Origin of the sequence: Lactobacillus sp. A27 (assembly GCF_016742815.1) — a bacterium.
Lineage (GTDB): Bacteria > Bacillota > Bacilli > Lactobacillales > Lactobacillaceae > Lactobacillus > Lactobacillus gallinarum.
In genome coordinates, this window is record NZ_JAEHNT010000084.1 from 1 (window position 1) to 24,223 (window position 24,223).

Consider the following 24,223-nt stretch of genomic DNA (forward strand, 5'->3'; position numbering starts at 1 on the left):
CAAGCTGGTACATAGCAGCTTGATGCTTAATCCAATTATTAAATTATAGTTGACTTCTATCAACACGATTTGACAGAGAGCCAATTAAAAGCACAAATATTGCCTACTAAACAATATTTGTGCTTTTTTCTTTTTAGTTTTAGATCAAATTCATTTTTACTAAGTATTCCGCATTTTCAACAGTGTTCCAAGCTGCACCCTTTAAGAGGTTATCAGCTACGATCCACATATTAAATGCACCTGGATTTTCATAGTCAGGACGAATACGACCCACAAAAGTCTCGCGCTTACCTGCTGCATTAATAGGTTGAGGATAAATTTGATGTTTAATATCATCTTCAAGCACAACACCTGGGAAGTCAGCAACTGCAGCCATGATATCTTGAGTTGTTGCACTTTCATCTTCAACAGTGAAGTATACACTTTCACCGTGAGCAATTGGAACAGGAACTCTAACACAAGTTGCAGTGACTTTGATGTCTTTAGCGTTCATGTCGTTGAGCATAATCTTCTTGGTTTCATGAATCATCTTCCATTCTTCATGAGAATAACCAGAATCTTCTAACACATCAATTTGAGGTAGAAGATTGAATGCTAGTGGATAATGCTTCTTATCACCTTTAGTTGGCAAAATTTGTGCATCTGCTTGCATATCTTTGCCATCCAAATAATCTTGTGTTTCCTTTTTTAATTCTTCAATTGCGGCTTGACCTGCACCGGAAGCTGCTTGATAAGTTGAAACGATAATTTGCTTCAAACCAAACTTTCTTCTAATTGGTTCCAAAGCCATCACCATTTGAATAGTTGAACAATTTGGATTGGCAATAATACCGTGATGCTCTTTCAATGCATCTGGATTTACTTCTGGTACAACTAATGGGACATCTGGTTCCATTCTAAAAGCACTGGTATTATCTACACAAACTGCACCGCGCTTAACAGCTTCTGGTAAAAATTTCTTTGATACTGCACCGCCAGCTGATGAAAGAACTAAATCAACGCCATCAAAGGATTCTGGAGTAGTCTCTTCAACTACTAGGTCTTGATCTCTAAACTTTAATACAGTACCAGCTGAACGTGATGAGGCTAATAACTTTACACTTTTTACCGGAATAGTTGACTTAGCCAATTGATCAATCATTCTTCTACCAACAGCACCCGTAGCTCCTAAAATTGCAACATTATATTCTCTAACCATTTTTATTCAACCTCTTGTAAAAAATCATTCATTCTCTTCATTGCTTCTTGTAAGTTCTCATCGCTAGATGCATATGACAATCTTACATAACCTTCACCGCCAGGACCAAAGGCACTACCAGGAGTTACGCCTACCTTAGCTTTGAAGGCCAAGTCTAATGCAAATTGCATATCATCTTTACCATATTGAGATGGGATTTTCGTAAAGATGTAGAAGGCTCCTTCCGGCTTTACTGCTTGCATCCCCATCTTATTTAATTTTTCTAAGACAAAATCTCTTCGTTTTTGGTAAACTTTGCGATACTCCACTGGATCATTTAATCCATTTTCTAATGCTTCGGTCGCTGCGGCTTGGGATGAATCAGTTGTCGTTGTTACCATTAATCCGTGTACTTTACCGATTTGATCCATAATTTTAGCAGGTCCTGTAATGTATCCTAAACGATATCCAGTCATCGCATGGGACTTGGATAAACCAGAAATATAAATTGCTCGCTCAGGAATCAAACTAGCAATAGAATGATGCTCAACACCATAAGTCAAAGTACTGTAAATCTCATCAGTAATAACGTACAAATGATTTTCTTCAATTACCTTAGCCAAAGTCTTAATTTCATCTTCTGTATATTCCACGCCTGTTGGATTAGTTGGATAATTTAAAATCACGGCTTTAATTGTCGGATTTTCTTTAATAGTCTCAGTCAATTTTTGCGGCGTTAATTTGAAATTATCTGCAGTTGTGTTCATCAACACGTAACTGGCATCGGCTAAAGTAGCAACTGGCCAATATAATGAAAAGACTGGCGTTGGAATAGCTATCTTGTCACCAGGATTAGTAATAGCAAAAAGTGCAGCGTTGATCGCTTCTGTAGCACCAACTGTAACTACAATTTCTGTTTCTGGATCGTATTTAACGCCGATAGTCTTATCTAAATAGTTGCTAATAGCTTGTCGCAATTCTAATTTTCCTTTTTGAGGAGCATAGTGTGAATCATTATTTTGGATGCTTTTAATTGCGGCTTCTTTAACATGTTCAGGCGTATTCATATCAGGCTCGCCTAAAGTTAATTTGATGATTCCTGGAATAGTTGAAACCTTATTATCAAAGATTCTAATTCCTGAAGCTTTGACATTTTGTACTTTTTGGCTAAAACCTAAATCATTAGCTAATTCCGGCATAATCTTTCCTCCCTTAGTCTTTAAAGGATATTTTCTAAACCAATTACTAATTCATCTAATTGGTCAACTTTTTCTAACGCCACTTTTACTCCACTCATAAATGAGCCACGATCAAATGAATCTTGACGAATAGTTAATGCTTCACCCGGTCCCCCAAATAATACTTGTTCATGTGCAATATAGCCAGGCAGACGAACTGAATGAATCTTGATTCCTTGATAATCACCACCGCGAACATTTTTCAAGGTTTCCACTTCATCTGGTGCTGTTTGATGTTCAGGACGATTTTCAGCAATCATCTTAGCTGTAGCAAGCGCCGTTCCGGACGGAGCATCTTTTTTATCAGCGTGATGCATTTCAATAATTTCAACATCTGGGAAATATTTAGCAGCTTCTTTTGCAAATTTCATCAACAAAACTGCGGACATTCCGAAATTGGGGGCAATCAGACCGCCTACTTTTTCTTTTCTTGAAAGTTCAATCAGTTCTGCTTCTTGCTCATCACTCATACCGGTAGTACCTACTATTGGTCTAATATGATGTTGCAATGCAAATTTTACATTGTCATATACTGCCTTAGGTGTAGTAAAGTCGATCCAAAAGTCTGCTAAATGATCAGGAATTTCTGTTAGGCTCTTAAAAATTTTAGCGTCTGCAGGCAAATGATATTGTTCAGGATTATTTTCGGCAATTGGAGAAAGTCCTGCAACTACTTCAAAGCCTGGCATATTATTAACTAAATTCACGGCTTTTTGCCCCATGGCCCCCGTAAAACCTGCAATTAATACTTTTTTAGTCATTTTCAAGGTCCTTTCCTAAATCTAGTGGCAATTTTTGCAATAAAGCTTTATCTTCTAAGCCTAAATGCTGGGCTAAAGTTACTTTTTCTTCATCATTCAAGGCAACTAAAGGCAAACGACAATCTCCTGTTTCAAAACCTTGTGCATTTAAAACTGCCTTTACTGGTGATGGAGATGGATACATGAACAGAGCTTGCATTCTAGGCGTTAACCAACGTTGAATTCTTGCTGCTTCGGGATATTTTCCTTCATATAAAGCATCATACATCCGGCGCATTTCTTTAGTATAAATATGAGAGGCTACGGAAACGACACCATTTGCTCCGAGCAATCTTGCAGTTAAGGCTTGGGTATCTTCTCCGGTAAAGACTTGAAAATCTGCTGCTTTATGATCGATGATGTATTCCATTTCTTCAAGGGATGCACATTGCTTAATTCCCTTAATATTATCTAATTTAGATAATTGAACAACCGTCTCTTTTTCCATCTTAACGCCGGTTCTGCCTGGAATATTGTAGATTAAAATTGGCATCTTAACGTTGTCATTCACTGCAGTAAAGTGAGCAACCATGCTGCGTTGATTTGGCTTATTATATGGCGGTACAACAACCAATGCATAATCAATGCCGTCAATTTCTGCCACTTCATTGGTAAATTTAATTGTTTCAGCAGTATTATTGCTACCAGTTCCGGCAATCACAACAGCACGGCCATTAACGATTTGACCAAAGTGTTTATACAATTCGATCTTTTCATCATGAGTCAAAGTCGGGGTTTCACCGGTCGTACCACCTATCACAAAGCCATTACAGCCTTGCTCAATTAAGTAATTGGTTAATTTTTCCAAACTATCAAAATCAATCTTTTTATTCTCATCAAATGGCGTCACAATTGCCGTCAATAAATCTGCATCAATTAATGTAGCCATATTAGTTCCCCATTCTATCGATTAAAAATCCCTTAATTGCGTTAACTCCGCGCATAATACTCTTTTCGTCTGGATTCAAAGTTGCTGAATGCAGCTGTGAATTTGGATCACCAACACCTAGCCAAAACATTGTTCCTGGAAATTTGGCAAGTAAGAAGCCAAAATCTTCTCCTGTCATTTTTGGCTTAGTTTCAACAAAATCCACTTCCGGATTATTCTTCATATAATTAATGAAGTTTTTAGTTAGCTCTGGATTATTTTCTACTGGCCAATAACCACCCTGATTTAACTCAAGATTTACTTTCATGTTATAGCTACGAGCTATACCTTCACATAGATCACGCAACCGTTGATCAATTTGCAGAATCATTTTTTGCGTTAATCCGCGAATTGTTCCTTCAATCCGAGTCTGTCCAGCGATTACATTTCTAATAGTTCCAGCTCTAACCTTACCCAAAGTGATAACACCGCTTTGAATTGGATCGATACTTCGTGAAATAACCGTTTGTACTTGCATAATTAGACTAGCAGCAGCCACCACAGTGTCATTAGCATTCTGCGGAAAAGCCGCATGACCGCCCTTACCAACCAAATCAATGTTAACTTCAGTAGTTCCTGCAAATAATGTACCTTCACGACAACCAATTGTTCCAGCCGGTAATTCAGGGTTATCATGCAAGCCATAGAATTCATCAGGTTTAAACTTCCCCTGAAAGATTCCTCTTTCATATGCTTTTTTACCGCCACTTTCACTTTCTTCAGCTGGCTGGAAAAAGAACAGCATATTATCCTTAGGCTGATTTTCACTGAAATAACTAAGTAGTCCTAATGCAACACTCATGTGAATATCATGACCACAGGCATGCATAACTCCTGAATGCTTTGACGAAAAAGGTAAATCTGTTTTCTCCTCAACTGGTAACGCATCAATATCGGTCCGATAACCAATTGTTCTTTGCGGATTGCTTCCTTTAATTAGTACCAAAATCGCTGTTGGTAATTCTTCTGGTACTTTTACAGTTAAAAACTCTGAATTAAATCCCTTAATTACTTCTAGTAAATAATCATGTGTCTCTTTTTCTTGTAAAGCTAATTCAGGAATTTCATGCAAATGCCTTCTAATTTGAATTAGCCCGCTTTCAGTTAAAACTGCCATAATTAAATCTTTCTCAAGTTATCTTCTAGTCCTGTCTTGCTCTCAGTTTGATCGTCAACCTTTTTAATTACCTTAGCAGGAACGCCAGCTACCATCGTATGTGGTGCTACATCATGAGTTACGACTGCACCAGCGGCAATTACGGCACCTTCACCAACATGGACACCTTCGATCACTACTGCATTGGCACCCATTACTACGTTGTCGTCAATCTTAACTGGAGTAGCAGAAGCTGGTTCAATTACGCCTGCTAAAACGCTGCCTGCACCGATATGGCAATGCTTGCCGACGATTGCACGTCCACCTAAAACAACCCCCATATCAATCATGGTATCATCACCTATTTCAGCACCGATATTAATAATCGCACCCATCATGATGACTGCATTTTTACCAATAGCTACCTGATCTCGAATAATAGCACCTGGCTCAATTCGCGCATCAAATTTCTTCATATCAATCAGAGGCACAGCTGAATTTCTAGCATTATTCTCAATACGATAATCTTGAATCTTGTTGTAATTTTCTTTTAAAAATGGTTCAACATCTTTCCAATCACCAAAAAGCACTCCGGAATGTGCTTCAGTGAAATTGTCGATTCCTTCTGGAAACTTAATTTGATCAAGTCGTCCCTTAATAAAGACCTTAACTGGCGTTTTTTTAGGAGCATTGCCAATATAATTGATAATACTTTTTGCATCTAATTTCGTCATAATCTTTCCCCTTTAAAAATTAATCTTCATTATTATATGGTTGATCTAAATGAACTAAATCTTCTAGACTTTCTCGTTTAATGACTAGTTGAGCCTTGCCCTTTTCTGCAAAAACAACAGCTGGACGAGCATTGCGGTTATAATTTGAAGCCATTGAATAACCATATGCTCCAGTATCAAGCATTGCTAAAAGTGAGCCTGATTTAGTTGCTGGAAGTGCTTGATCTTCAGCTAAGATGTCACCACTTTCACAATATTTACCAGCGATTCTGACATGTTCAGTCAATTCAGCTCGAGGATCAGTAGCCAAAACTGTTTCATATTTTGCATCATATAGAGCTGGACGAATATTATCACCCATACCGCCATCTACGGTTACATATGGACGATGACCTGGAACAATTTTGCGACTCCCTGTTGTATATAAGTTATAACCGGCTGGTCCTACGATAGAGCGACCAGGTTCAATATCAATTTCTGGAAGTGGAAATGAGGCATTCTTAGCTTCTTCTTTGATAGTTTTAACAATTGCCCTAACAAATTCTTCTGGCTTTAATGGATTATCTTCTGCAGTATATTTAATACCAAAGCCACCGCCGACATTAATTACTTGAGCAGTATAACCATATTGACTACGCCAATTTTCAGCAATTTCCATTAATTTTTTAGCAGCCATTTCAAAACCATTCAATTCAAAAATTTGTGATCCAATATGAGCATGTAGCCCGATCATATTCATTCTTGAGTTAGCTAAAACTTGTTCTAAGGCTAAATCGGCTTGACCAGATTCTAAGTCAAAACCAAATTTACTATCGACCTGACCTGTTTGATCATATTCATGTGTATGAGCTGAAATGCCTGGCGTAATTCTTAACATGACATCAATTTTGGTATCTTGTTCACGTAAAACCTGATCCAATAACTTAATTTCATGAAAATTATCAACAATAATTTTGCCCACATGATTTTTAACGGCCATTTCAAGTTCTGACTTGGACTTATTATTACCGTGAAAACTGATTTTCTCTACTGGAAAATGTGCTTTCAAGGCTGTATATAACTCTCCATCTGAAACCACATCAGTGTAAGCTCCTTCTGCTGCAGCTAGTTGGTACATCGCTATACAAGCAAATGCTTTGCTGGCATAACTGACGGCATACTTTACATTTTCTTCTTCAAAAACCTTTTTAAAAGCTCTAATTTGATTACGAATTTGCTCTACATCGTATACAACAAGAGGTGTGCCATACTTTTTAGCTAATTCAACTGTATCAACACCGCCAATAGTTAAATGTCCTGCTTGATTGATCTGATTTTCTAAAATTTGTGAATTCATATCTTGCCCCTAGTCTCTATCCATGCGAAGCACCCAATAAAAAAATCCATTGTCTGCGCTAAACAAACAATGGATTAGTCTTCACTTAATCTAATGGTCGATAGCGCTCCGCGAATTTTGTCCGCGACAGTCCGTAATTTATTCAATCACGACCCAGCTTATCCCTTTAGCCTGGTTTAAGCTTCGGCAACCTCCCCTTTCGCAATTAGTCTTCGTTTTGCCTAACTCGTAATTGCTACTTATGTCAGTTGCGCCTCTTCGATTTACATGTAGTCTACATTCTTATTAAATTTTAGTCAATACTTTTTTATTGATTTTTAATTTATACTATATATGCTTTTCTATTCAAGGCCGGTATTTTCAACTTTTTGTTGCAAGATTAAAAAATAATGCTAAAATTCAAATTAATTTAGTTTGGATCCATTTTTAAATTAACGAATTATGAAATTTCACTTTAAGGGGATTATGTTATGAAAGTAGTTAAGTTTGGTGGTAGCTCTTTAGCTAACGGACAAAATGTAGAACAAGCATTAAATATTATTTTAAGTGATCCTGAAAGACGCGTAATCGTAGTTTCTGCGCCAGGTAAAAGAAACGATGACGACATCAAAATCACAGATCTTTTAATCAAGTACGCCAATATGACACTTAAGAGTGAAAATACTGATGAAATCGTCCAAACCATTTTTATGCGTTATCAAGAAATCGGGCATTTCTTTGGTGTAGCTGACGAAGAACTTAAGGTTATCAAAGATATTCTTTTAGCTTTACCTAGCAGAAATTATCCTAATTCGAGCTACTTAATGGCCGCTTTTAAAGCTCACGGCGAGCGTCTTAACGCCCGTTTAATTGCCATGATATTGCAACATCAAGGTGTTAAAAGTCGCTTTCTTGATCCAACAGAAGCGGGTTTAATCGTTACAGGCGAACCTAACGATGCATTGGTCAATCCGGAAAGTTATCTCAATCTTGACCAAGTAAAAATAGAACCTGATGAACGGGTTATTTTCCCTGGATTTTTCGGTATCACCCCATCAGGTAATATTGCCACATTTTCACGTGGTGGATCCGATATTACTGGGGCGATTCTAGCTCGCGGATTTCATGCAGATATGTATGAAAACTTTACAGATGTTAACGGAATTTTTGCAGCTAATCCGCATATTGTAGATAATCCACAATCCATTAGGAAAATGACTTATCGCGAGATGCGAGAACTATCTTATGCGGGCTTCTCTGTTTTTCACGATGAAGCTTTGATTCCCGCTATTCAAGGCCAAATTCCTATCAACGTAAAAAATACTCATGAGCCTGATCAACCTGGTACTATCATCGTTCCAGACAAGGACTTTGTACCAGATAATGTTATTACTGGTGTAACCAGCCAAAAACAATTCTCAGCTCTTTATTTGCATAAATATTTGCTAAACAAAGAAGCTGGTTTTACTTTACGTATCCTACAAATCTTGTACAAGCACAATGTGCCATACGAACACATGCCTTCTGGTATTGATGACATCACAATTATTTTTAACAATGATTTCCTAAATGATCAGCTAATTGATCAAATTTGTAATGAAATTCAAGCAACAATCAATCCAGATCAACTTGAATGGATTGACGATTATGCCATTATCATGGTCGTTGGTGAAGGAATGAAGAAATATCATGTTGTTAGTCGCCAAATTTTAGATTCTTTAGGTGATCACGATATTTCACCTCGCATGATCAACCAAGGTGCATCCCAAATCTCAATGATGATCGGAACCAAGAAGGAAAAGGCAGACGAAGCAGTTAAAATTATCTATCAACAATTTTTTACGAAGGGAGAAAATCATGGTTAAGTTATTAAAAGTACATGGGTCACAAAATCATTTCTTTATCCTTGATCAAACCGAATTGAAGCAAGAATTGTCTGATTCTGAACTAAAAGAATTAACTATTAAGCTTACAGATTCACAAACTGGTCTTCTTGACGGTGCAGACGGTGTATTAGTAGTCAATAAGCCAGTCAGAGAAAATGCTTTGGCCCAAATGCGTGTTATCAACGCCGACGGTAGTGAAGCTTCAATGTGTGGCAACGGGCTTAGAACTGTCGCTCGTTATTTAAGTGAAAAGTACCAAAAAACTAATTTCTTGGTTGATACAATGAATGCTAGTCTCCGCGTTAGAAAAGACGATGACTTTGCCCCAAGCGTTCCTGCCTTTGCAGTTGAAATTTCGCCTGTCCATTTCAATAAAGAAGCCTTGCCATTTGATAATTTAGGACATGATCGTCTAATAGATGATTTTGCTCCTGAACTTTATCCCGGTTTACGTTTTTCTTCTATTGCCGTGCCGAATCCCCATTTAATTAGCTTTGTTAATCAAAAACAAATAACAGGTCCTATCCTAGGAATCGTCGGTAAACGACTCAATAGTGAGAATCCTTACTTCACTGATGGTGTTAATGTTAATTTTGCTCAAATCCTTGATAAGAATCGCTTATTTGTGAGGACTTATGAACGCGGTGTTGGCTTTACCAATGCTTGTGGAACTGGAATGTCTGCTACCTCATTAGCATTTTGTTTAACCAAACCAGAAATGGCAGAATTTGACACACCAATCAACGTTTACAATCCAGGCGGCATGGTAAAAACCATTGTTCACTATGAAGACAATAATTACTGGATTGAACTCATTGGAAATGCGACCTTTACTCATCAAATTTCTATTGCTGAAGAGGATTTAAGAAATAGGAACTTTGCTAATGCACAAATTACTGAAACTAATGAGCAAACCGCCTATGAAAGATTTGTCGATAATTTACCTAAATTCAACGACATTACAACTTTAGCGTAATCAAAAAGACTTGCTTTTTTTAAAGCAAGTCTTTTTTGTATTTAATTTAAATCGGTTAAACCATGTTTTTTCTTTGAAGTACGATAAAAAATATAAGCTATTAAACCAAAGAAAATAGGTCCAAATCCAGTCCAGAAAGCTGTCGCATATCTGTGTTCCAAAATTGGTTGTAAAACTGTAAATATAATACCCGTGCAAACAATTATTTCAACAAATACTACCAGCGCTACTGTCCATTTATAATTCGTAAATACTCTAAATTTACGCGAATAATCTTTCTTTAAGAAAAATGGAAATGCACCTATCAAAAAGATATATGGCGCAGTTGCAGCAACATTACCCATATCGGTCAAAATTTGATAAAAGCTTGTAGCTGCACTACCACCGAAGGAAACGACCGCAATTAACAAGCAGACGAAAACAGTTTGAGCCCACATTGCATTAGCAGGAATGCCATGTTTGTTTAATTTAGTTGCAGCCTTCGGCCAAAGACGTGGATCAGATCCCATGATAAAGGACTTAACGGGTGAATATAGTAATACGAAGAAAGCACCCATCATTCCCATTAATCCTGATAAGGCAATTGCTCTCGTAAAGATTTTACCAATCATTAAACTAGTCTGCGGATCCAAATGTAAGGCGGTACCGAACGCTTTACCCAAAGTCCCGTAAACCACATAAGTAATATTACCTGTGTTAGCACCGGTTTGAACGATATCCTTTTGATAATTAACCGAAAAACCGGTCATAAAGATCATTAAAACATAAGAAATAATCGTAAACAAACTACCGATAATTAAGCCCTTAGGGAAATCTTTTTCGGGATGCTTCATACTGTCAATTACCCCACCTACGGTCTCCATACCACCATATGCAAATACTGCATAGACAACAAAGGAAATAATAGTAATTGGAGTTTGGAAATCCTTATTAGGTGAAATAATAAAACTCTGCCAACCAGTGATTGGCTGTGCTAATTGTCCATGATTCATAATGATGACTAACAAACTAGATAAGATAAAAATCGAGTTCATCCCGATCATAAACCAGCCACCAATTGAGGACATGATCTTAATTCCAGTCATCCCTCTTGAAGACAAGTATGTAGATACAATCATGAATAGAATTGCCAATACACCTATTAGCTGTGTTCCATGTAAATCAAATAAATTCCAACTCTGAGTTGTATCTTTACCAAAAACTAGCGCTGAAATCGAAATCCAGAGTCTTGAGGCACTAGATACTAGCCAAAGTACCCAGTTAGCCAGCCAAACAAAAGTCCCGATAAAGGCCCATTTTTCGCCAATAGAGCCCGCAAGCCAGGAGTAAATTCCACCTTTTGCATCGTGAAAGGCTGAACCATATTCTGCCATCATTAATCCAGCTGGAAAGAAAAAACAAATTCCGGCTAAAATAAACCAAATAATTCCGGCATAAGTCATTTGCCGGTATGAAACCGAGACATTACCGAAACCATAAACCGTAGTTATGATCATTAAAACCAGGCTTAAAGTAGTTAATGTCTTTTTCTGTGTTTTATTATCATCCAAGATGAAGCCTCTACTTTCTTTACTACACTTTCAATTTTAGCACCCTTTCTTTTAAGTAAATTTATTCTAATAATCATCTCATAAGAAAAAGCTGCTAACCTCAGTTAACAGCTTTCTCATTCTTTATTTACTAATTTTTTCTTCAATCCAGTTGCCCAGTTCTGCAACATGCAATTTAGTTACGGAACTGAATGTCAAAACCGTTACATGATCATAATTAAGATCTATGTTCTTTTTCAAACGGGACATTACTTTATTTACTTGGCTCCTTTTTATTTTATCAATCTTCGTACATACAACTAAAATAGGTAAATTCAGATATTGAGCATAATTATACATTGCAATATCATCTTTAGTTGGTTCATGACGCGAATCAATTAAAATTACTAATCCCTTTAAGTTGGGTCTTGTTTCCAAGTAATCTTGAATCATCTCACCAAATTCTTGGCGTTTCTTTTGCGAAACTCTTGCATAACCATACCCTGGTACGTCTACAAGATAAAACTCATCATTTACTAGATAGAAATTCAAGGTTTGCGTTTTACCAGGCTGTGAAGAGGTTCTAGCCAAGTTTTTTCGATTAAGTAGAGTGTTAATCAGACTTGACTTTCCAACGTTTGAGCGGCCTGATAATGCAATCTCAGGCAAATCATCCTTAGGATATTGATCTTCTCTAACTGCACTGACAGCATAACTACTACTTTTAATTATCATTAGCGCCTACCTGTGCTTTACTACTTTCTTTTTTATCCTTTTTACGAATAACCTTAGGTTCAGCATGACGCGTAATTACATCTTTGGTTACCTCAACGGCTTCAATGTCTTTTTCACTTGGAGTCTTGTACATGATATCCATAATTGAATTTTCAATTATAGTTCTTAAACCACGTGCCCCCATATTTCTTTGAATTGCCAAATCAGCAATTGCTTTAAGCGCACCATCAGTAAACTTAAGGTCAACACCATCAAGTGAAAGTAGCTTCTTATATTGCTTAACCAAAGCATTCTTTGGTTCAGTTAATACTCTTACCAAATCTTCACTGTTAAGCTTATCTAAAGTTGTGATAATTGGAATTCTACCAATAAATTCAGGAATCATTCCAAATTTAACTAAATCTGCTGTAGTTAAATGACGAGTCCAATCATCTGCATCAATTTTATCAACTTCATTTTCAGCACCGAAACCAATCGTCTTTTTACCTAATCTATTCTTAACGATTTGTTCAATACCATCAAAAGCCCCACCAACAATAAACAGAATGTTAGTGGTGTCCATCTTGATCATTTCCTGTTGTGGGTGCTTACGACCACCTTGAGGCGGAACTGAAGCAATAGTACCTTCTAAGATCTTCAGTAATGATTGTTGTACACCTTCACCTGAAACATCACGAGTAATTGAAACATTCTCAGATTTCTTAGAAATTTTGTCAATTTCATCGATATAAATAATGCCGCGTTGAGCACGTTCCAAATCGTAATCTGCATTTTGCAATAATTTTAGCAAGATATTTTCTACATCTTCCCCAACATAACCAGCCTCGGTTAATGTGGTTGCATCTGCAATTGCAAAAGGTACATTTAAGATTCGAGCTAAAGTTTGAGCTAAATAAGTCTTACCTGATCCAGTAGGACCAATCATTGCAATATTAGACTTCTGTAATTCTGTAGAAGAATCAACATCCATTTGACTGATTCTCTTGTAATGATTATAAACAGCAACAGATAATACCTTTTTAGCACGATTTTGGCCAATTACGTATTGATCAAGTTGTTTTTTAATTTCCATTGGTTTTGGTAATTGACTTGCAGTTTTAACAGAATCTGCACGTAATTCATCATCAATGATTTTTTTAGATAAGTCAACGCATTCATTGCAAATATAAACGCCATTACCAGCGATCATTTTTTTGACTTGGTCTTGAGTTTTACCACAAAAAGAACATTTAATCTCTTCTTGATCTGTAAACTGATTTGCCATTATATTTCCTCCCTATACCTACCAAAATAGATTATCATAAATTAACATATTTTGATAAATATTAAGCTTAAATATCAAAAAAAGCGGCCTAAAGCCGCTTTTTAATGAGAAATCAGTAATAATTTATTTATTACTTACTTTCCTTCTTGTCTTCTGCTTCTTTTGCTTCAAGCTTTGCCTTAGCAACTTGCTTAGCATTATCAGTAACAAGATCCATAGCCTTACGTACAGTGATGTCGTGACTTAACATGTCGTCTGACAAAGTGTTACGTACAGTCTTTTCATCCATGTTGTATTCAGCAGCAAGGTCCTTGATTTCCTTATCAATTTCTTCCTTGGTTGCCTTAAGGCCTTCTTTTTCAACAATAGCTTCAAGAACTAAGTTAGTCTTAACTCTTTCAGCAGCGTTCTTAGCAAATTGTGAACGTAATTGTTGTTCATTAGTATTGGTCAACTTGTAGTAAGTTTGTGGATCAATACCTTGACGTTGCATGTTACCTAAGTATTGGTTCAATTGAGTATCAACGTCGTCTTGAATCATTGCATCAGGAATTTCATCAACAGTAGCGTTCTTTACTGCACCTTCAATAGCTGCTTCTTGAATAGCATCGTTTGCAGCTTGTTCCTTTTGATCCTTCAATTGCTTCTTGATCTTGTCTTTTAATTCATCAAGAGTATCTACTGAATCATCAACATCCTTAGCAAACTCGTCGTCTAACTTAGGAAGTTGCTTTGACTTAACTTCGTGAATCTTAGTTGCAAAGTGTGCTTCTTTACCTGCTAAATCCTTTGCACCGTAATCCTTAGGGAAGGTTACAACAACATCAACATCATCGCCTGCTTCGTGACCGATAAGTTGATCTTCAAAGCCAGGAATGAATGCGCCTGAACCTAATTCAAGTGAGTAGTTTTCAGCTGAGCCGCCTTCAAATTCCTTGCCATCAATAGTACCCTTGTAATCGATGGTTACAGTGTCGCCCTTAGCTGACTTACCCTTCTTAAGTACAAGTTCAGCATTTTGTTCACGGCGCTTATCAAGTTCAGCATCAACGTCTTTTTGGTATACACGAGTATTTTGCTTTGGAACTTCGATACCCTTGTAGTCGCCTAACTTAACTTCTGGTTCTACAGTAACAGTAGCCTTCATAGTCCAGTCTTTATCTTTGTCCATTGATACTGGAACAATTTGTGGTTGACCAACTGCAGCAATACCTGCTTCCTTAACAGCAGCAGAATATGCATTTGGCAATACAATGTTTAAAGCATCTTCATATAATGCTTCTTCACCATAGTATTGATCAAAAATAACACGAGAAACGTGACCCTTTCTAAAACCAGGAACACGTAAGTTTTTCTTAACTCTTCTAAAAGCTTGATCCAAACCTAATTTAATTTCATCTTTTGAAATATCAAAAGTAAGTTCACCGGTTGTTTTACCGGTCTTTTCCCATTTTACAGACATTAATAAAATACCTCCAATGTCAAGTTTGAGTTTGCTTCTTGCATACTAAGTTATCTTACCTTAAACTGGCACAAAAAACAAATCTAAAAGAAAAAAGATGCGCTCCTGTGAAGAAGTGCATCTTTTTTGCTATATCGTTAGAAATTAGTCAAGGATTTCAGTAACCTGACCGGCACCAACGGTACGACCACCTTCACGGATGGTGAACTTAGTACCCTTTTCGATGGCAGCTGGCTTAATCAAAGTAACAGTGAATTCAGTGTTATCACCAGGCATAACCATTTCAGTACCTTCTGGCAATTCAATTTCACCAGTAATATCAGTGGTGTGGAAGTAGAATTGTGGACGGTAGTCTGAGAAGAATGGAGTGTGACGTCCACCTTCTTCTTTCTTCAAGACATAAACTTGTGCCTTGAATTCCTTGTGGGTTTGGATTGAGCCTGGAGCAGCCAATACTTGACCACGAACAACTTGGTCACGGTCAATACCACGAAGCAATACACCAACGTTATCGCCGGCTTCACCTAAGTCCAAAGTCTTGTGGAACATTTCCAAACCAGTAACAACTGACTTAAGAACCTTGTCTACCAAACCAACGATTTCGACTTCATCGCCGACCTTAACAGTACCACGGTCGATACGACCTGAAGCAACAGTACCACGACCAGTGATAGTGAATACGTCTTCAACTGGCATTAAGAATGGCTTGTCAGTTTGACGTTCTGGAGTTGGGATGTATTCATCAACGACGTCCATCAACTTAAGAATTTGTTCTTGAGCTTCCTTGTCGCCTTGTAAAGCCTTCAAAGCTGAACCACGAACAACTGGAATATCGTCACCAGGGTAATCGTATTCAGTTAACAAGTCACGAACTTCCATTTCAACCAAGTCGATCAATTCTGGGTCGTCAACCAAATCGCACTTGTTTAAGAATACTACGATGTAGTTAACACCAACTTGACGAGCAAGCAAAATGTGTTCACGAGTTTGTGGCATAGGACCATCAGTTGCAGCAACAACTAAGATAGCACCATCCATTTGTGCAGCACCGGTAATCATGTTCTTGATGTAGTCGGCGTGGCCTGGAGCGTCCATGTGAGCGTAGTGACGATTTTCAGTTTCGTATTCTACGTGGGCGGTGTTAATAGTGATACCACGTTCCTTTTCTTCTGGTGCAGCATCGATTTGTGAGTAATCTTCAGCCTTAGCCAAACCCTTGTCAGCTAAAACAGTAGTAATAGCCGCAGTTAAAGTGGTCTTACCGTGGTCAACGTGACCGATAGTACCAATGTTTACGTGTGGCTTAGTTCTAACGTAATGTTCTTTTTCTGCCATTAAAATGACCCTCCTGTAAATTTGCAAGAAGTCCGTTGAGATAAGTTAACGGATAATTCTCTGTTGAATATTGTACTACTTTCTTCGGCAATTGCCTAGTAAAAAAGCTTAAGCTAAATTGCCTAACGAAAATATCCTTTGCTAATTATACTAAATACTTTGAAAATGTAAACCTTTTTTACCTATTTTTTAATTTGTAAATTTTCGATAAATTTTTTCAAATAAATCTTGATGAGTTCTGCCATTTCTTTGTTGCAAATAAGCTACCAAATCGCTAGCAAAACTATCAGGTTCATCTACATAATCATCTAGCTTAGGGTACAAACTACCTAATACTAAATTGGTTTCACCAATCATAAGCGGTAATTGACTAGGATTATGACTAAATTTAGCCCCAATAGCTGAAATTATCTCTTTGTATTTAGGGGCTTTTTCTAAAAGCAAAGTATCTGCAGGAATAAATTCGGTTAAATCATCCAAAACCCACACTTTAAATTTATCTTTCAACTTTAGTCTAATAAGATCTTCACAAAGAGATAAGCGCACAGCGAATTCTGAAATAGGTTCTAATAAAATACTTTGAGCAAAAGTTGTAAAATTAACCAAATTTAATTTATGCAAGCTTTCATAATCCATTTGGTTAACCTGCTTTTTTGCCTTAAAAGACTGCATAATTTGCTGTTGCTTTTCTTCAGAAACAGGCTGCACCTTAAAAGGTAATTCTAACCCTGTAATTTCTTTTAACTGTAAAGCTTCTATTAAAAAGTTATTTTCCTTTAAAACTTTACAATACATCCGATATACTTGCTTATTAGAAAAAAGATCAGGCTCTTCTTTAATTAAAGCATAGGCCTGATCTTCTTGTTTATTTGCACAATAGAGATCACAAAGCTCCAAGATCACATCTAATGAATGCTCTCCTCGCAATGCTTCTTCTAAATTTTGAATTGCCGCAGCAAGATCTCCCTTGTGCTTATTTTCTTCAGCAAGTTTCAATAAATTCTTTTGACTTACTGATGTCATAATTATTCTTTCTTTTCTTTATTATTTCTTGTTTTATTGTTTGATGAATGTGATTTGTTATTTTCTTGCTTTTTCTCATTACGCTTTTGCATAGCACGATGACGGTTTTGGTTTACTTCCATCACAACTGGCAAAATAACGGGACGACGATTTGTTTTCTTATATAAGAATTTCTCCAAATCGCTGCGAATATCTTGCTTTAATTCTGTCCAATCAAACTTCTTGTGCTCGAAGTTGCTGTTAATTGCCTTTTTAATCACATCAATTGAATCATTCATCAACTGTCTATTGGCTTTAATGTAGACAAATCCACGGCTAGTTACTTTAGGTTCTGCGATAATCTTTTTCTTTTTACGATCAATTGTAACTACAGCAATGAAAATACCATCATCAGAAAGCACTTCTCGATCGCGCAAAACAATGTTACCTACATCACCAACACCTGAGCCATCGATCATAGTGTCTTCACCAGGGACAGGATCAGATAAGTAGAAGCGTTTCCTCTTAAAGTCGTAGTCTAAGCAATCACCATTTTTAGTAATATAGATATTCTTAGGACTCATACCAGTCTTAATAGCCAAGCTACGAACAATTTCTAACAATCTATACTCACCAATAACTGGGATTAAGAACTTAGGCTTTAAAGTATCAATCAATAATTGAATATCACGACCGGTTGCATGCCCACTAGTATGCATGTTGCGGCCCAATTGAATAACTGTTCCGCCTGCTTTATAGACAAGGTCACTGGTTTCAGCCACCATAGTTTCAACGGCATGAGATGGAGTTGTAGCAATAAAGACTAAATCACCATCATGAATAGTAATCATACTATGGCGATTCTTAGCCATTTTTTGTAATGAGTTAAGTGGTTCACCCATTCGACCAGTTTCCAAAATAACTGTTTGATTATCTGGCACGGTCTTTAAATCCTTAACTCGCATTAAAAGGCCATCTGGCACATCTAAATAGCCTAATTTCATTGAAGTTCTAACAATTTTAGCCAAATCACGACCAGTTAAAAGTACTCTCTTTCCAGTAGCTTTAGCTGCGTTTAAAACTTCTTGCACGCGATTCAAATTAGATGCCTTAGCTGCAACGATAATTCGACCAGTTGCATTTCTAAAAACATTAGTTACAAAGTTACCAATATCTTGTTCTGAAACATTAGGATATGAAGCTTCCGCATTTGATGAATCACTTAAAAGAGCAAGAACTCCTTTTTGTTCAATTTTAGCTAAGCGATCCATATCAGTCCGGTAGTTGTCGGCAGCAGTTGGATCAAACTTGAAATCACCAGTATAAACGATCTCACCTGCTGGAGTATGAACATCAATACCTAATGAATCAGGAATTGAGTGGGTAGTATGGAAGAATGAGATACTTGCATTCTTAAAATCGATTTCGGTATCTGCATCAATTACGTGGAATAAACTATTTTTGCGATGCTTATTTTCACGTTGAACTTCTATCTTGGCAAGTTCAATACTTAATTGAGAACCAAATACTGGAATATCATACTTACGCAAAATATATGGCAATGCACCAATTGAATCAGCATGCCCGTGCGTTAAAAAGATTCCTGCTACTCGGTCTCCATATTGTTCAAAGAAATCAAGATCAGGAATTACTACATCGATACCGAATAAAGAACTATCAGGATACTTCAGTCCGGCATCAAGAACAAAAATTTCATCATTAACCTGAACGGCAAACATGTCTTTACCCTGTTCACGTACACCGCTCAAGACCATAATCTTTAGTTGATTAGCCATTATATTTCCTTTTCTATATTAAAATTTTTAATTTTTTATGGATCTAAAAGATCACAACGTAAAAATATCTGTTTCAATTTTAGCATAAAGGAGGAAAATATGACAGATGCAAAAAAAGCCAACCCTATGGTTGACTTTTCTTTCGTTATGATTAAGAAATTAACGACGAAGACCTAGCTTCTTGATCAATTCACGGTAACGGTTAACGTCGTTGTTTTCTAAGTAACGAAGCAAGTTACGACGGTGACCGATCTTCTTAAGCAAACCAACGTATGAGTGGTGGTCGTGCTTGTGGCTCTTCATGTGGTCAGTCAAGTTGTTGATGTCTGCAGTTAAAAGAGCAACTTGAACTTCTACAGAACCAGTGTCGCCTTCGTGAGTTGCGTATTCTTTAATAATGTTGTCTTTTTCAGTTTTTGAAATTGCCATAAAAATTTCACCTTTCATAAATAATTGCCATTAACAACGTTTACCGTCGGTGTGAGCGGGTAAACAGCGTTAACGGTTCACTCGAACTATATTACACAATATTTTTTAAAAAAGCAAGCTCAAATTATCTTGCATCCCAAGTGGTTCTTAAGTATAATGGATGAAGTAAATTTCTAAATCATTGGAGGTGAATTTCATGCCACAAATCAAATCAGCTATCAAACGTGTTAAGACGCAAAACGCTACTAACAAACGCAACGCTTCTGAATTGAGCAAGTTAAGAACTGCTGTTAAGAAGTTCAAGAACGCTGTTGAAAGTGATAGTAAAGAAGACGTCTCCAAATTGCATTTAGAAGCTGTTCGCGCTTTGGACAAGGCTGCTTCAAAGGGCTTAATCCACAAGAACAAGGCTGCTCGTGACAAGAGTCGTTTAACTAAATTAGCAAACAAGTAATTTTACTTATTACTAATCAAAAAGAGAGAAGAAATTTGATTTCTTCTCTCTTTTTTTGCTTTAAACAGATAATACAAACAACTTTAAGAAATTGTCTTCATGATATGTTCCATTTTTGTAATTAAACTCCAGTTGAATTGCTTTTTGCAATAACTGCTCTAATTTAGACACATTTAACTTATTTTTTAAAGCCAATTTTACTCTATAGGGATGGACGCCGAGTTCTTTCACAATTTGTACTTCGCTTCTACCCCTTTTAGCTAGAATTTTTACCACTAATATTAATTCTAATTGGTTTTCAAAAACTGCTAGCAGTTGAATCGGATTTGTACCTTCTCTTAATTGATTATCAAGACGCTCTATGGCTTCTTGATAATTTTTATTTAATGCGGCCTCTAAAATAGCAAAAATATTTTGCGCTAATGATAAATCCACGTTCTGCATAACGGATTTTTCAGTGATCTTATTATCACTAGCTGCCATCTTTAATTTCTGATAATTACTTAAAATAGTATCAATAACTTGATCGCTGCGTTCAATTAATAGTTGCAAAGCAGATTGCGTAATAGTATATCCTTCAGCTTTAATAAGCGATTTTACTACTGCCCCTACTTCATAAGAACGAATAGTTGGCTCAACCACATTAAACTGCTTTAAGACCGTCTTAGTCAGCTTTTTACGACGATCAAGTTTATCATATGAAGCAACAATTACCACTACATCTTCTAATTCATTTAGATTATCAAAAATTTTCTGTAAATCATCCATCTGTTTCTTTAGCTTTTTTGGTACCTTTGCCGTTAAGAAAAATGGATTCTTTATAAGGATTAATTTATTTTCACTAAATAAACTTGATTCTGTCAAACTAGCAATTAATTCATCCAAACCATCATTTTCACAATCTACACTGACATGCTCTAAGTCCTTAAATTGATCTTCTTTAATATATGAATTAGCTAGATAATCATTAAGAAAATCATCTCCACCCCAAATCAAAGTATGGGGGTTATTATTATTCGTATTTTTAAATAAAGAAAGTAAGGTCATTTTTTACCCCGCTTCAAAAAGTAATTAAATTCTGATTTTTGCATTCCACCATAATACCAGCTAATCATACCACAGTCTTGGGTTGAAACCCATGGTATCTGTTGTTCACTAAGCGTGGTTAGCGTCTCTTGATGTGGGTGACCAAAACGGTTCTTTCGTCCTGCTGAAATAAAAACTTTTTGCGGATGAATCACTCGTAGAAAATCCGGATTGGATGAAGTTTTACTGCCATGATGTCCCAATTTGAAATAATCAACAGATAAATTGGATTTCTGCATAATCTCTTTTTCTCCTTCCTGGCCTAAATCTCCTGTAAAAAGCCAATTCTTATTGGCGACTCTAAAGAATAAACTCAAAGAATCCTCATTCTTTCCTTCTCCAGGTTGGTACGGATAAACCACATTAAACGTAATTTTAGGATCTTTTACTTGCATCCCTGCCAGTAGTTCAACTAATTTAGTATGTTTAATTCGACCATTTAATCTTTTTTGAAAAGAAGGATTATTAATCAAACCTTTAGCCATAAAAATTCTTTTCACATGAACTTGCTCAAGTAGCGGCCCTAAATCACCAACATGGTCTGCATCCTGATGCGAAACAAATACTCCATCAAGTGTACTAATCCCCAAACTTTTTAGAAAAGGAATAGTAATACGATTGACTTGGGGTGTTACTTTTTTACCCGAAAAATTCAGCTTTCCCCCTGTGTCAATCATATATGCCTTGCGCGGAAACGGAGTAGTAATCAAAATACTATCTCCTTGTCCTACATCAATGAAGGTTACTTGTCCTCGCAACGGAAAATGTATCATGCCGAAAAATATTAGATAAGTGCTAATTAAAACCATGCTTAATTCTTTTTTATTAAATTTCCATTCCGGACGTTCTCTTAAAGCAATTATCAGCAACATTGTTATCAATATTAAAATTAAACACTGCCACCAATTTATTTTGCCAAATGTTAATAACCCTAATTGGGTATTAGATAAACTACCAATTGCTTTTTCACCCAATTCCAAAATCTGTTCAAATAATGGAGCCAATTTTTTAGTAAAGCTAAATAATACAATATTGATAAACGTTACAGGCATAACACCCCAATTAAAATAAGGGACCACCATCAAATTAAATAAAACAGTCAGGAAATTAACCTGGTAAAAATAAAACAGTAATAATGGCGTTAATAGCACATTCAATAAAATCGATTGTTGCATTTTGCCAAATTTATTTGTCAGCTGTAAGCCTAAAGCCAACAAATAACTCAAAATTGCTCCAGCTATCATAAACAGACGTGGCACAATCATAATATGCAAAATGCAAGCTAAGCCCAATATATCAATTGCCGCTACTCGATATCCTTTGAATTTGCAAATTTTACCTAGAAAGTACGTTAAGCTGGCCCTAACAAATCCTGCTTGCCCATAGCTTAAAAAGATGCCCAACAATAGCACTACGCAACAACAAATAAATGCTTCTTCATCTGTCATTTTTAAGTAAAAACAGATTGTACTAATTATTAAGACGTATAATCCAACGTGCAAACCAGAAATGCTTAATAAGTGAATAACTCCCAAATCACGATAATTATTCAGAATTTCTTGATTTTCTTGCGCATTATTTTCACCTAAAAGTAATTCACTGGCAAAAAAGCCTAATAATTGTGGCATTTTTTGAAAATATTTTTGCAAATTAAAGCGCAATTTATGCAAACCAGTAATTACGCCATTTGATTTGACAGCCTTCATCTCGCAGCTAAAATATTTTATCTTTTGAGTGATTCCTTTTGCCGCGTAATAAGTTTGATAATCAAATTCGCCAATATTAGTTGCAGGTTCAATAATTCCGCATTCACCTTTAATCTGGCTAACTATCAATGGCAGTCCTTGCTTTAAATTATTTTCTTGTTCAGTTGGTACTTTGCCACTTATTAAGATTTTCCCCTGCTTAAAATGACCTACGCCCGTTAAATAATTATCTTTAACACGAACTTGATCGGGATAAATCTGTATTTGACTTTGCTCAGATAATTCAAAATGCACTTCTTTTTTATTCAAAATAATCGAACCAATAAATAGAGTGACTAGTACTAAAACCAATTTCAGACTAGCTGCATATTTTTTTAACAATAAAAAGGAAAAATAACCAGCAGCAGAAATGCAAACTATTTTTTGACTGAATGAGTCACAAATAAATGCTAAAAAAGAGATTACAATCAATAATAAAGCTGTTAATAAATAAAATCCAACATCATTTTTAAACAGTGAGTTGATCCTTGAGACTGGCAAAAGTCTTCTCTCCTATTCCTGATACCTGCATTAAATCCTCCACTTTTTTAAATGAGCCATTTTGTTCACGGTAGGCAATAATTTGCTCTGCTTTCTTTTCTCCTATTCCCGTTAATTTCTGTAAGCCAGCTACATCTGCTGTATTTAAATTAACCTTTTCCCCACTTCCTTGATTTTCAGAGGAGCTATTAGCAGCCGCTGAAGCTGAATTATTGCCCGTACCAGCAGTTAATGCACTATCTACTTTTTCGCCTTTATACGGAATATGAATTTTGTCTTGATCCTTTAATAAAATAGCCCGATTAATCGTCTTTAATTGCGCTTTATCCGTAGTTCCACCAGCGGCTTCAATTAACTCTTGCAATCTAGCCCCATTTTTTAACGTATAAACTCCCTGATGCTTAACGGCACCTGAAATATCGCAAGTTACTGTTTTAGACTCAGAAGAAGCAACATTAGACGCGTTGCTTGCTGAACTAGCATTAGCCGCAGAATTATCATTTGAGCTCATATTACTGGACTGACTTACTTTCTGATTATTATCAAATGAGGGCTCCTCTGCCCCATCTCCTTTTTTAAGCCATAGTCCACCTAGTAGCAATACAACCGCTACAATGAAATATAATTTCTTTTCCAACACAAATTCTTTAATTTTTTCAAAATCCATAAAATTTCACCTCTACTATTTAATACGCAAAAAAAGCCCAGAATTTTTTCTGGACTTTAATTTTTTTG

General features: G+C 36.4%; 21 protein-coding genes and 1 riboswitch. Of the genes, 3 read left to right on the top strand and 18 right to left on the bottom strand.

Annotated features, from left to right (window positions below):
- Nucleotides 1-139: 139 nt before the first annotated feature.
- Genes JEM49_RS08755 through lysA form a run of 7 tightly spaced genes read right to left on the bottom strand, consistent with a single transcriptional unit; the run spans nt 140 to nt 7,309 of the window.
- On the bottom strand, nt 140-1,198 hold the full coding sequence (locus tag JEM49_RS08755) for an aspartate-semialdehyde dehydrogenase (RefSeq protein WP_201874666.1): 1,059 nt from the start codon (nt 1,196-1,198) through the stop codon (nt 140-142).
- 2 nt (nt 1,199-1,200) lie between these two features.
- On the bottom strand, nt 1,201-2,376 hold the full coding sequence (locus tag JEM49_RS08760) for an aminotransferase class I/II-fold pyridoxal phosphate-dependent enzyme (RefSeq protein ID WP_201874668.1): 1,176 nt from the start codon (nt 2,374-2,376) through the stop codon (nt 1,201-1,203).
- Nucleotides 2,377-2,396: 20 nt separating this feature from the next.
- Complete coding sequence (dapB, locus tag JEM49_RS08765; protein ID WP_025006158.1) at nt 2,397-3,176, bottom strand: 4-hydroxy-tetrahydrodipicolinate reductase; 780 nt, start codon at nt 3,174-3,176, stop codon at nt 2,397-2,399.
- On the bottom strand, nt 3,169-4,104 hold the full coding sequence (gene dapA, locus JEM49_RS08770) for a 4-hydroxy-tetrahydrodipicolinate synthase (protein WP_087235619.1): 936 nt from the start codon (nt 4,102-4,104) through the stop codon (nt 3,169-3,171). The genes dapB and dapA overlap by 8 nt, the downstream gene beginning before the upstream one ends.
- A 1-nt stretch (nt 4,105) precedes the next feature.
- The gene (locus tag JEM49_RS08775) at nt 4,106-5,260 is read right to left on the bottom strand and encodes an N-acetyldiaminopimelate deacetylase (RefSeq protein ID WP_087235620.1); all 1,155 of its coding nucleotides are present in this window, start codon (nt 5,258-5,260) and stop codon (nt 4,106-4,108) included.
- Between the two features lie 2 nt (nt 5,261-5,262).
- Nucleotides 5,263-5,973: a 2,3,4,5-tetrahydropyridine-2,6-dicarboxylate N-acetyltransferase gene (dapD, locus tag JEM49_RS08780; protein WP_201874670.1), complete on the bottom strand. Its 711-nt coding sequence runs from the start codon at nt 5,971-5,973 to the stop codon at nt 5,263-5,265.
- 19 nt (nt 5,974-5,992) lie between these two features.
- Nucleotides 5,993-7,309: a diaminopimelate decarboxylase gene (lysA, locus tag JEM49_RS08785; protein WP_191335575.1), complete on the bottom strand. Its 1,317-nt coding sequence runs from the start codon at nt 7,307-7,309 to the stop codon at nt 5,993-5,995.
- 93 nt (nt 7,310-7,402) lie between these two features.
- Nucleotides 7,403-7,575, bottom strand: a riboswitch (Lysine riboswitch).
- Between the two features lie 204 nt (nt 7,576-7,779).
- Between lysA and JEM49_RS08790 the strand changes: the two genes are divergently transcribed.
- Both JEM49_RS08790 and dapF read left to right on the top strand, forming a co-directional pair.
- A complete protein-coding gene (locus JEM49_RS08790; protein WP_087175812.1) occupies nt 7,780-9,153 on the top strand; it encodes an aspartate kinase in 1,374 nt (457 codons plus the stop codon).
- Nucleotides 9,146-10,150: a diaminopimelate epimerase gene (dapF, locus tag JEM49_RS08795; RefSeq protein ID WP_025006164.1), complete on the top strand. Its 1,005-nt coding sequence runs from the start codon at nt 9,146-9,148 to the stop codon at nt 10,148-10,150. The genes JEM49_RS08790 and dapF overlap by 8 nt, the downstream gene beginning before the upstream one ends.
- Nucleotides 10,151-10,191: 41 nt before the next feature.
- Here dapF and yjeM read toward each other — a convergent pair whose 3' ends face one another.
- The 8 genes from yjeM to rpsO form a co-directional block, all read right to left on the bottom strand.
- Entirely contained in the window at nt 10,192-11,700 is a 1,509-nt protein-coding gene (gene yjeM / locus JEM49_RS08800; RefSeq protein WP_201874672.1) for a glutamate/gamma-aminobutyrate family transporter YjeM, read from the bottom strand.
- 123 nt (nt 11,701-11,823) lie between these two features.
- Nucleotides 11,824-12,414 (bottom strand): ribosome biogenesis GTP-binding protein YihA/YsxC, encoded by a 591-nt coding sequence (gene yihA / locus JEM49_RS08805; protein WP_087235624.1) that lies wholly within the window; start codon nt 12,412-12,414, stop codon nt 11,824-11,826.
- Nucleotides 12,404-13,678: an ATP-dependent Clp protease ATP-binding subunit ClpX gene (gene clpX / locus JEM49_RS08810; RefSeq protein WP_087235625.1), complete on the bottom strand. Its 1,275-nt coding sequence runs from the start codon at nt 13,676-13,678 to the stop codon at nt 12,404-12,406. The genes yihA and clpX overlap by 11 nt, the downstream gene beginning before the upstream one ends.
- Nucleotides 13,679-13,808: 130 nt before the next feature.
- Nucleotides 13,809-15,140 carry a trigger factor gene (gene tig, locus JEM49_RS08815; protein ID WP_087235626.1) on the bottom strand — a complete coding sequence of 444 codons (1,332 nt, stop codon included), beginning with the start codon at nt 15,138-15,140 and terminating at the stop codon, nt 13,809-13,811.
- A 144-nt stretch (nt 15,141-15,284) separates the two neighbouring features.
- Nucleotides 15,285-16,475, bottom strand: coding sequence for an elongation factor Tu (tuf, locus tag JEM49_RS08820; protein ID WP_025005019.1), 1,191 nt, complete (start codon nt 16,473-16,475; stop codon nt 15,285-15,287).
- 189 nt (nt 16,476-16,664) lie between these two features.
- A complete protein-coding gene (locus JEM49_RS08825) occupies nt 16,665-17,498 on the bottom strand; it encodes a tetratricopeptide repeat protein (RefSeq protein WP_201874675.1) in 834 nt (277 codons plus the stop codon).
- A gap of 2 nt (nt 17,499-17,500) precedes the next feature.
- Complete coding sequence (locus JEM49_RS08830) at nt 17,501-19,273, bottom strand: ribonuclease J (RefSeq protein WP_201874677.1); 1,773 nt, start codon at nt 19,271-19,273, stop codon at nt 17,501-17,503.
- A gap of 159 nt (nt 19,274-19,432) precedes the next feature.
- Entirely contained in the window at nt 19,433-19,702 is a 270-nt protein-coding gene (rpsO, locus tag JEM49_RS08835; RefSeq protein ID WP_087175854.1) for a 30S ribosomal protein S15, read from the bottom strand.
- A 196-nt stretch (nt 19,703-19,898) separates the two neighbouring features.
- On the opposite strand from rpsO, the gene rpsT reads away from it, so the two are divergent.
- Complete coding sequence (rpsT, locus tag JEM49_RS08840) at nt 19,899-20,156, top strand: 30S ribosomal protein S20 (protein WP_014919008.1); 258 nt, start codon at nt 19,899-19,901, stop codon at nt 20,154-20,156.
- Nucleotides 20,157-20,216: 60 nt separating this feature from the next.
- Here rpsT and holA read toward each other — a convergent pair whose 3' ends face one another.
- From holA to JEM49_RS08855, 3 genes are read right to left on the bottom strand one after another with little or no spacing between them, the layout of a single operon-like run.
- Complete coding sequence (gene holA, locus JEM49_RS08845) at nt 20,217-21,203, bottom strand: DNA polymerase III subunit delta (protein ID WP_087175808.1); 987 nt, start codon at nt 21,201-21,203, stop codon at nt 20,217-20,219.
- Nucleotides 21,200-23,488, bottom strand: a complete 2,289-nt coding sequence (locus JEM49_RS08850) for a DNA internalization-related competence protein ComEC/Rec2 (RefSeq protein WP_201874679.1) — start codon at nt 23,486-23,488, stop codon at nt 21,200-21,202. The genes holA and JEM49_RS08850 overlap by 4 nt, the downstream gene beginning before the upstream one ends.
- Nucleotides 23,457-24,155 (bottom strand): helix-hairpin-helix domain-containing protein, encoded by a 699-nt coding sequence (locus JEM49_RS08855; RefSeq protein WP_087175806.1) that lies wholly within the window; start codon nt 24,153-24,155, stop codon nt 23,457-23,459. The genes JEM49_RS08850 and JEM49_RS08855 overlap by 32 nt, the downstream gene beginning before the upstream one ends.
- Nucleotides 24,156-24,223: the final 68 nt, after the last annotated feature.

What these genes read in the sequence shown, in the direction of transcription:
- dapD (WP_201874670.1), bottom strand. Translation starts at nt 5,973, where the DNA reads ATGACGAAATTAGATGCAAAAAGTATTATCAATTATATTGGCAATGCT.
- rpsO (WP_087175854.1), bottom strand. Translation starts at nt 19,702, where the DNA reads ATGGCAATTTCAAAAACTGAAAAAGACAACATTATTAAAGAATACGCA.
- clpX (WP_087235625.1), bottom strand. Translation starts at nt 13,678, where the DNA reads ATGGCAAATCAGTTTACAGATCAAGAAGAGATTAAATGTTCTTTTTGT.
- JEM49_RS08775 (WP_087235620.1), bottom strand. Translation starts at nt 5,260, where the DNA reads ATGGCAGTTTTAACTGAAAGCGGGCTAATTCAAATTAGAAGGCATTTG.
- JEM49_RS08825 (WP_201874675.1), bottom strand. Translation starts at nt 17,498, where the DNA reads ATGACATCAGTAAGTCAAAAGAATTTATTGAAACTTGCTGAAGAAAAT.
- dapF (WP_025006164.1), top strand. Translation starts at nt 9,146, where the DNA reads ATGGTTAAGTTATTAAAAGTACATGGGTCACAAAATCATTTCTTTATC.
- dapA (WP_087235619.1), bottom strand. Translation starts at nt 4,104, where the DNA reads ATGGCTACATTAATTGATGCAGATTTATTGACGGCAATTGTGACGCCA.
- yihA (WP_087235624.1), bottom strand. Translation starts at nt 12,414, where the DNA reads ATGATAATTAAAAGTAGTAGTTATGCTGTCAGTGCAGTTAGAGAAGAT.
- tig (WP_087235626.1), bottom strand. Translation starts at nt 15,140, where the DNA reads ATGTCTGTAAAATGGGAAAAGACCGGTAAAACAACCGGTGAACTTACT.
- JEM49_RS08790 (WP_087175812.1), top strand. Translation starts at nt 7,780, where the DNA reads ATGAAAGTAGTTAAGTTTGGTGGTAGCTCTTTAGCTAACGGACAAAAT.
- tuf (WP_025005019.1), bottom strand. Translation starts at nt 16,475, where the DNA reads ATGGCAGAAAAAGAACATTACGTTAGAACTAAGCCACACGTAAACATT.
- JEM49_RS08755 (WP_201874666.1), bottom strand. Translation starts at nt 1,198, where the DNA reads ATGGTTAGAGAATATAATGTTGCAATTTTAGGAGCTACGGGTGCTGTT.
- dapB (WP_025006158.1), bottom strand. Translation starts at nt 3,176, where the DNA reads ATGACTAAAAAAGTATTAATTGCAGGTTTTACGGGGGCCATGGGGCAA.
- JEM49_RS08855 (WP_087175806.1), bottom strand. Translation starts at nt 24,155, where the DNA reads ATGGATTTTGAAAAAATTAAAGAATTTGTGTTGGAAAAGAAATTATAT.
- lysA (WP_191335575.1), bottom strand. Translation starts at nt 7,309, where the DNA reads ATGAATTCACAAATTTTAGAAAATCAGATCAATCAAGCAGGACATTTA.
- rpsT (WP_014919008.1), top strand. Translation starts at nt 19,899, where the DNA reads ATGCCACAAATCAAATCAGCTATCAAACGTGTTAAGACGCAAAACGCT.
- JEM49_RS08760 (WP_201874668.1), bottom strand. Translation starts at nt 2,376, where the DNA reads ATGCCGGAATTAGCTAATGATTTAGGTTTTAGCCAAAAAGTACAAAAT.
- JEM49_RS08830 (WP_201874677.1), bottom strand. Translation starts at nt 19,273, where the DNA reads ATGGCTAATCAACTAAAGATTATGGTCTTGAGCGGTGTACGTGAACAG.
- holA (WP_087175808.1), bottom strand. Translation starts at nt 21,203, where the DNA reads ATGACCTTACTTTCTTTATTTAAAAATACGAATAATAATAACCCCCAT.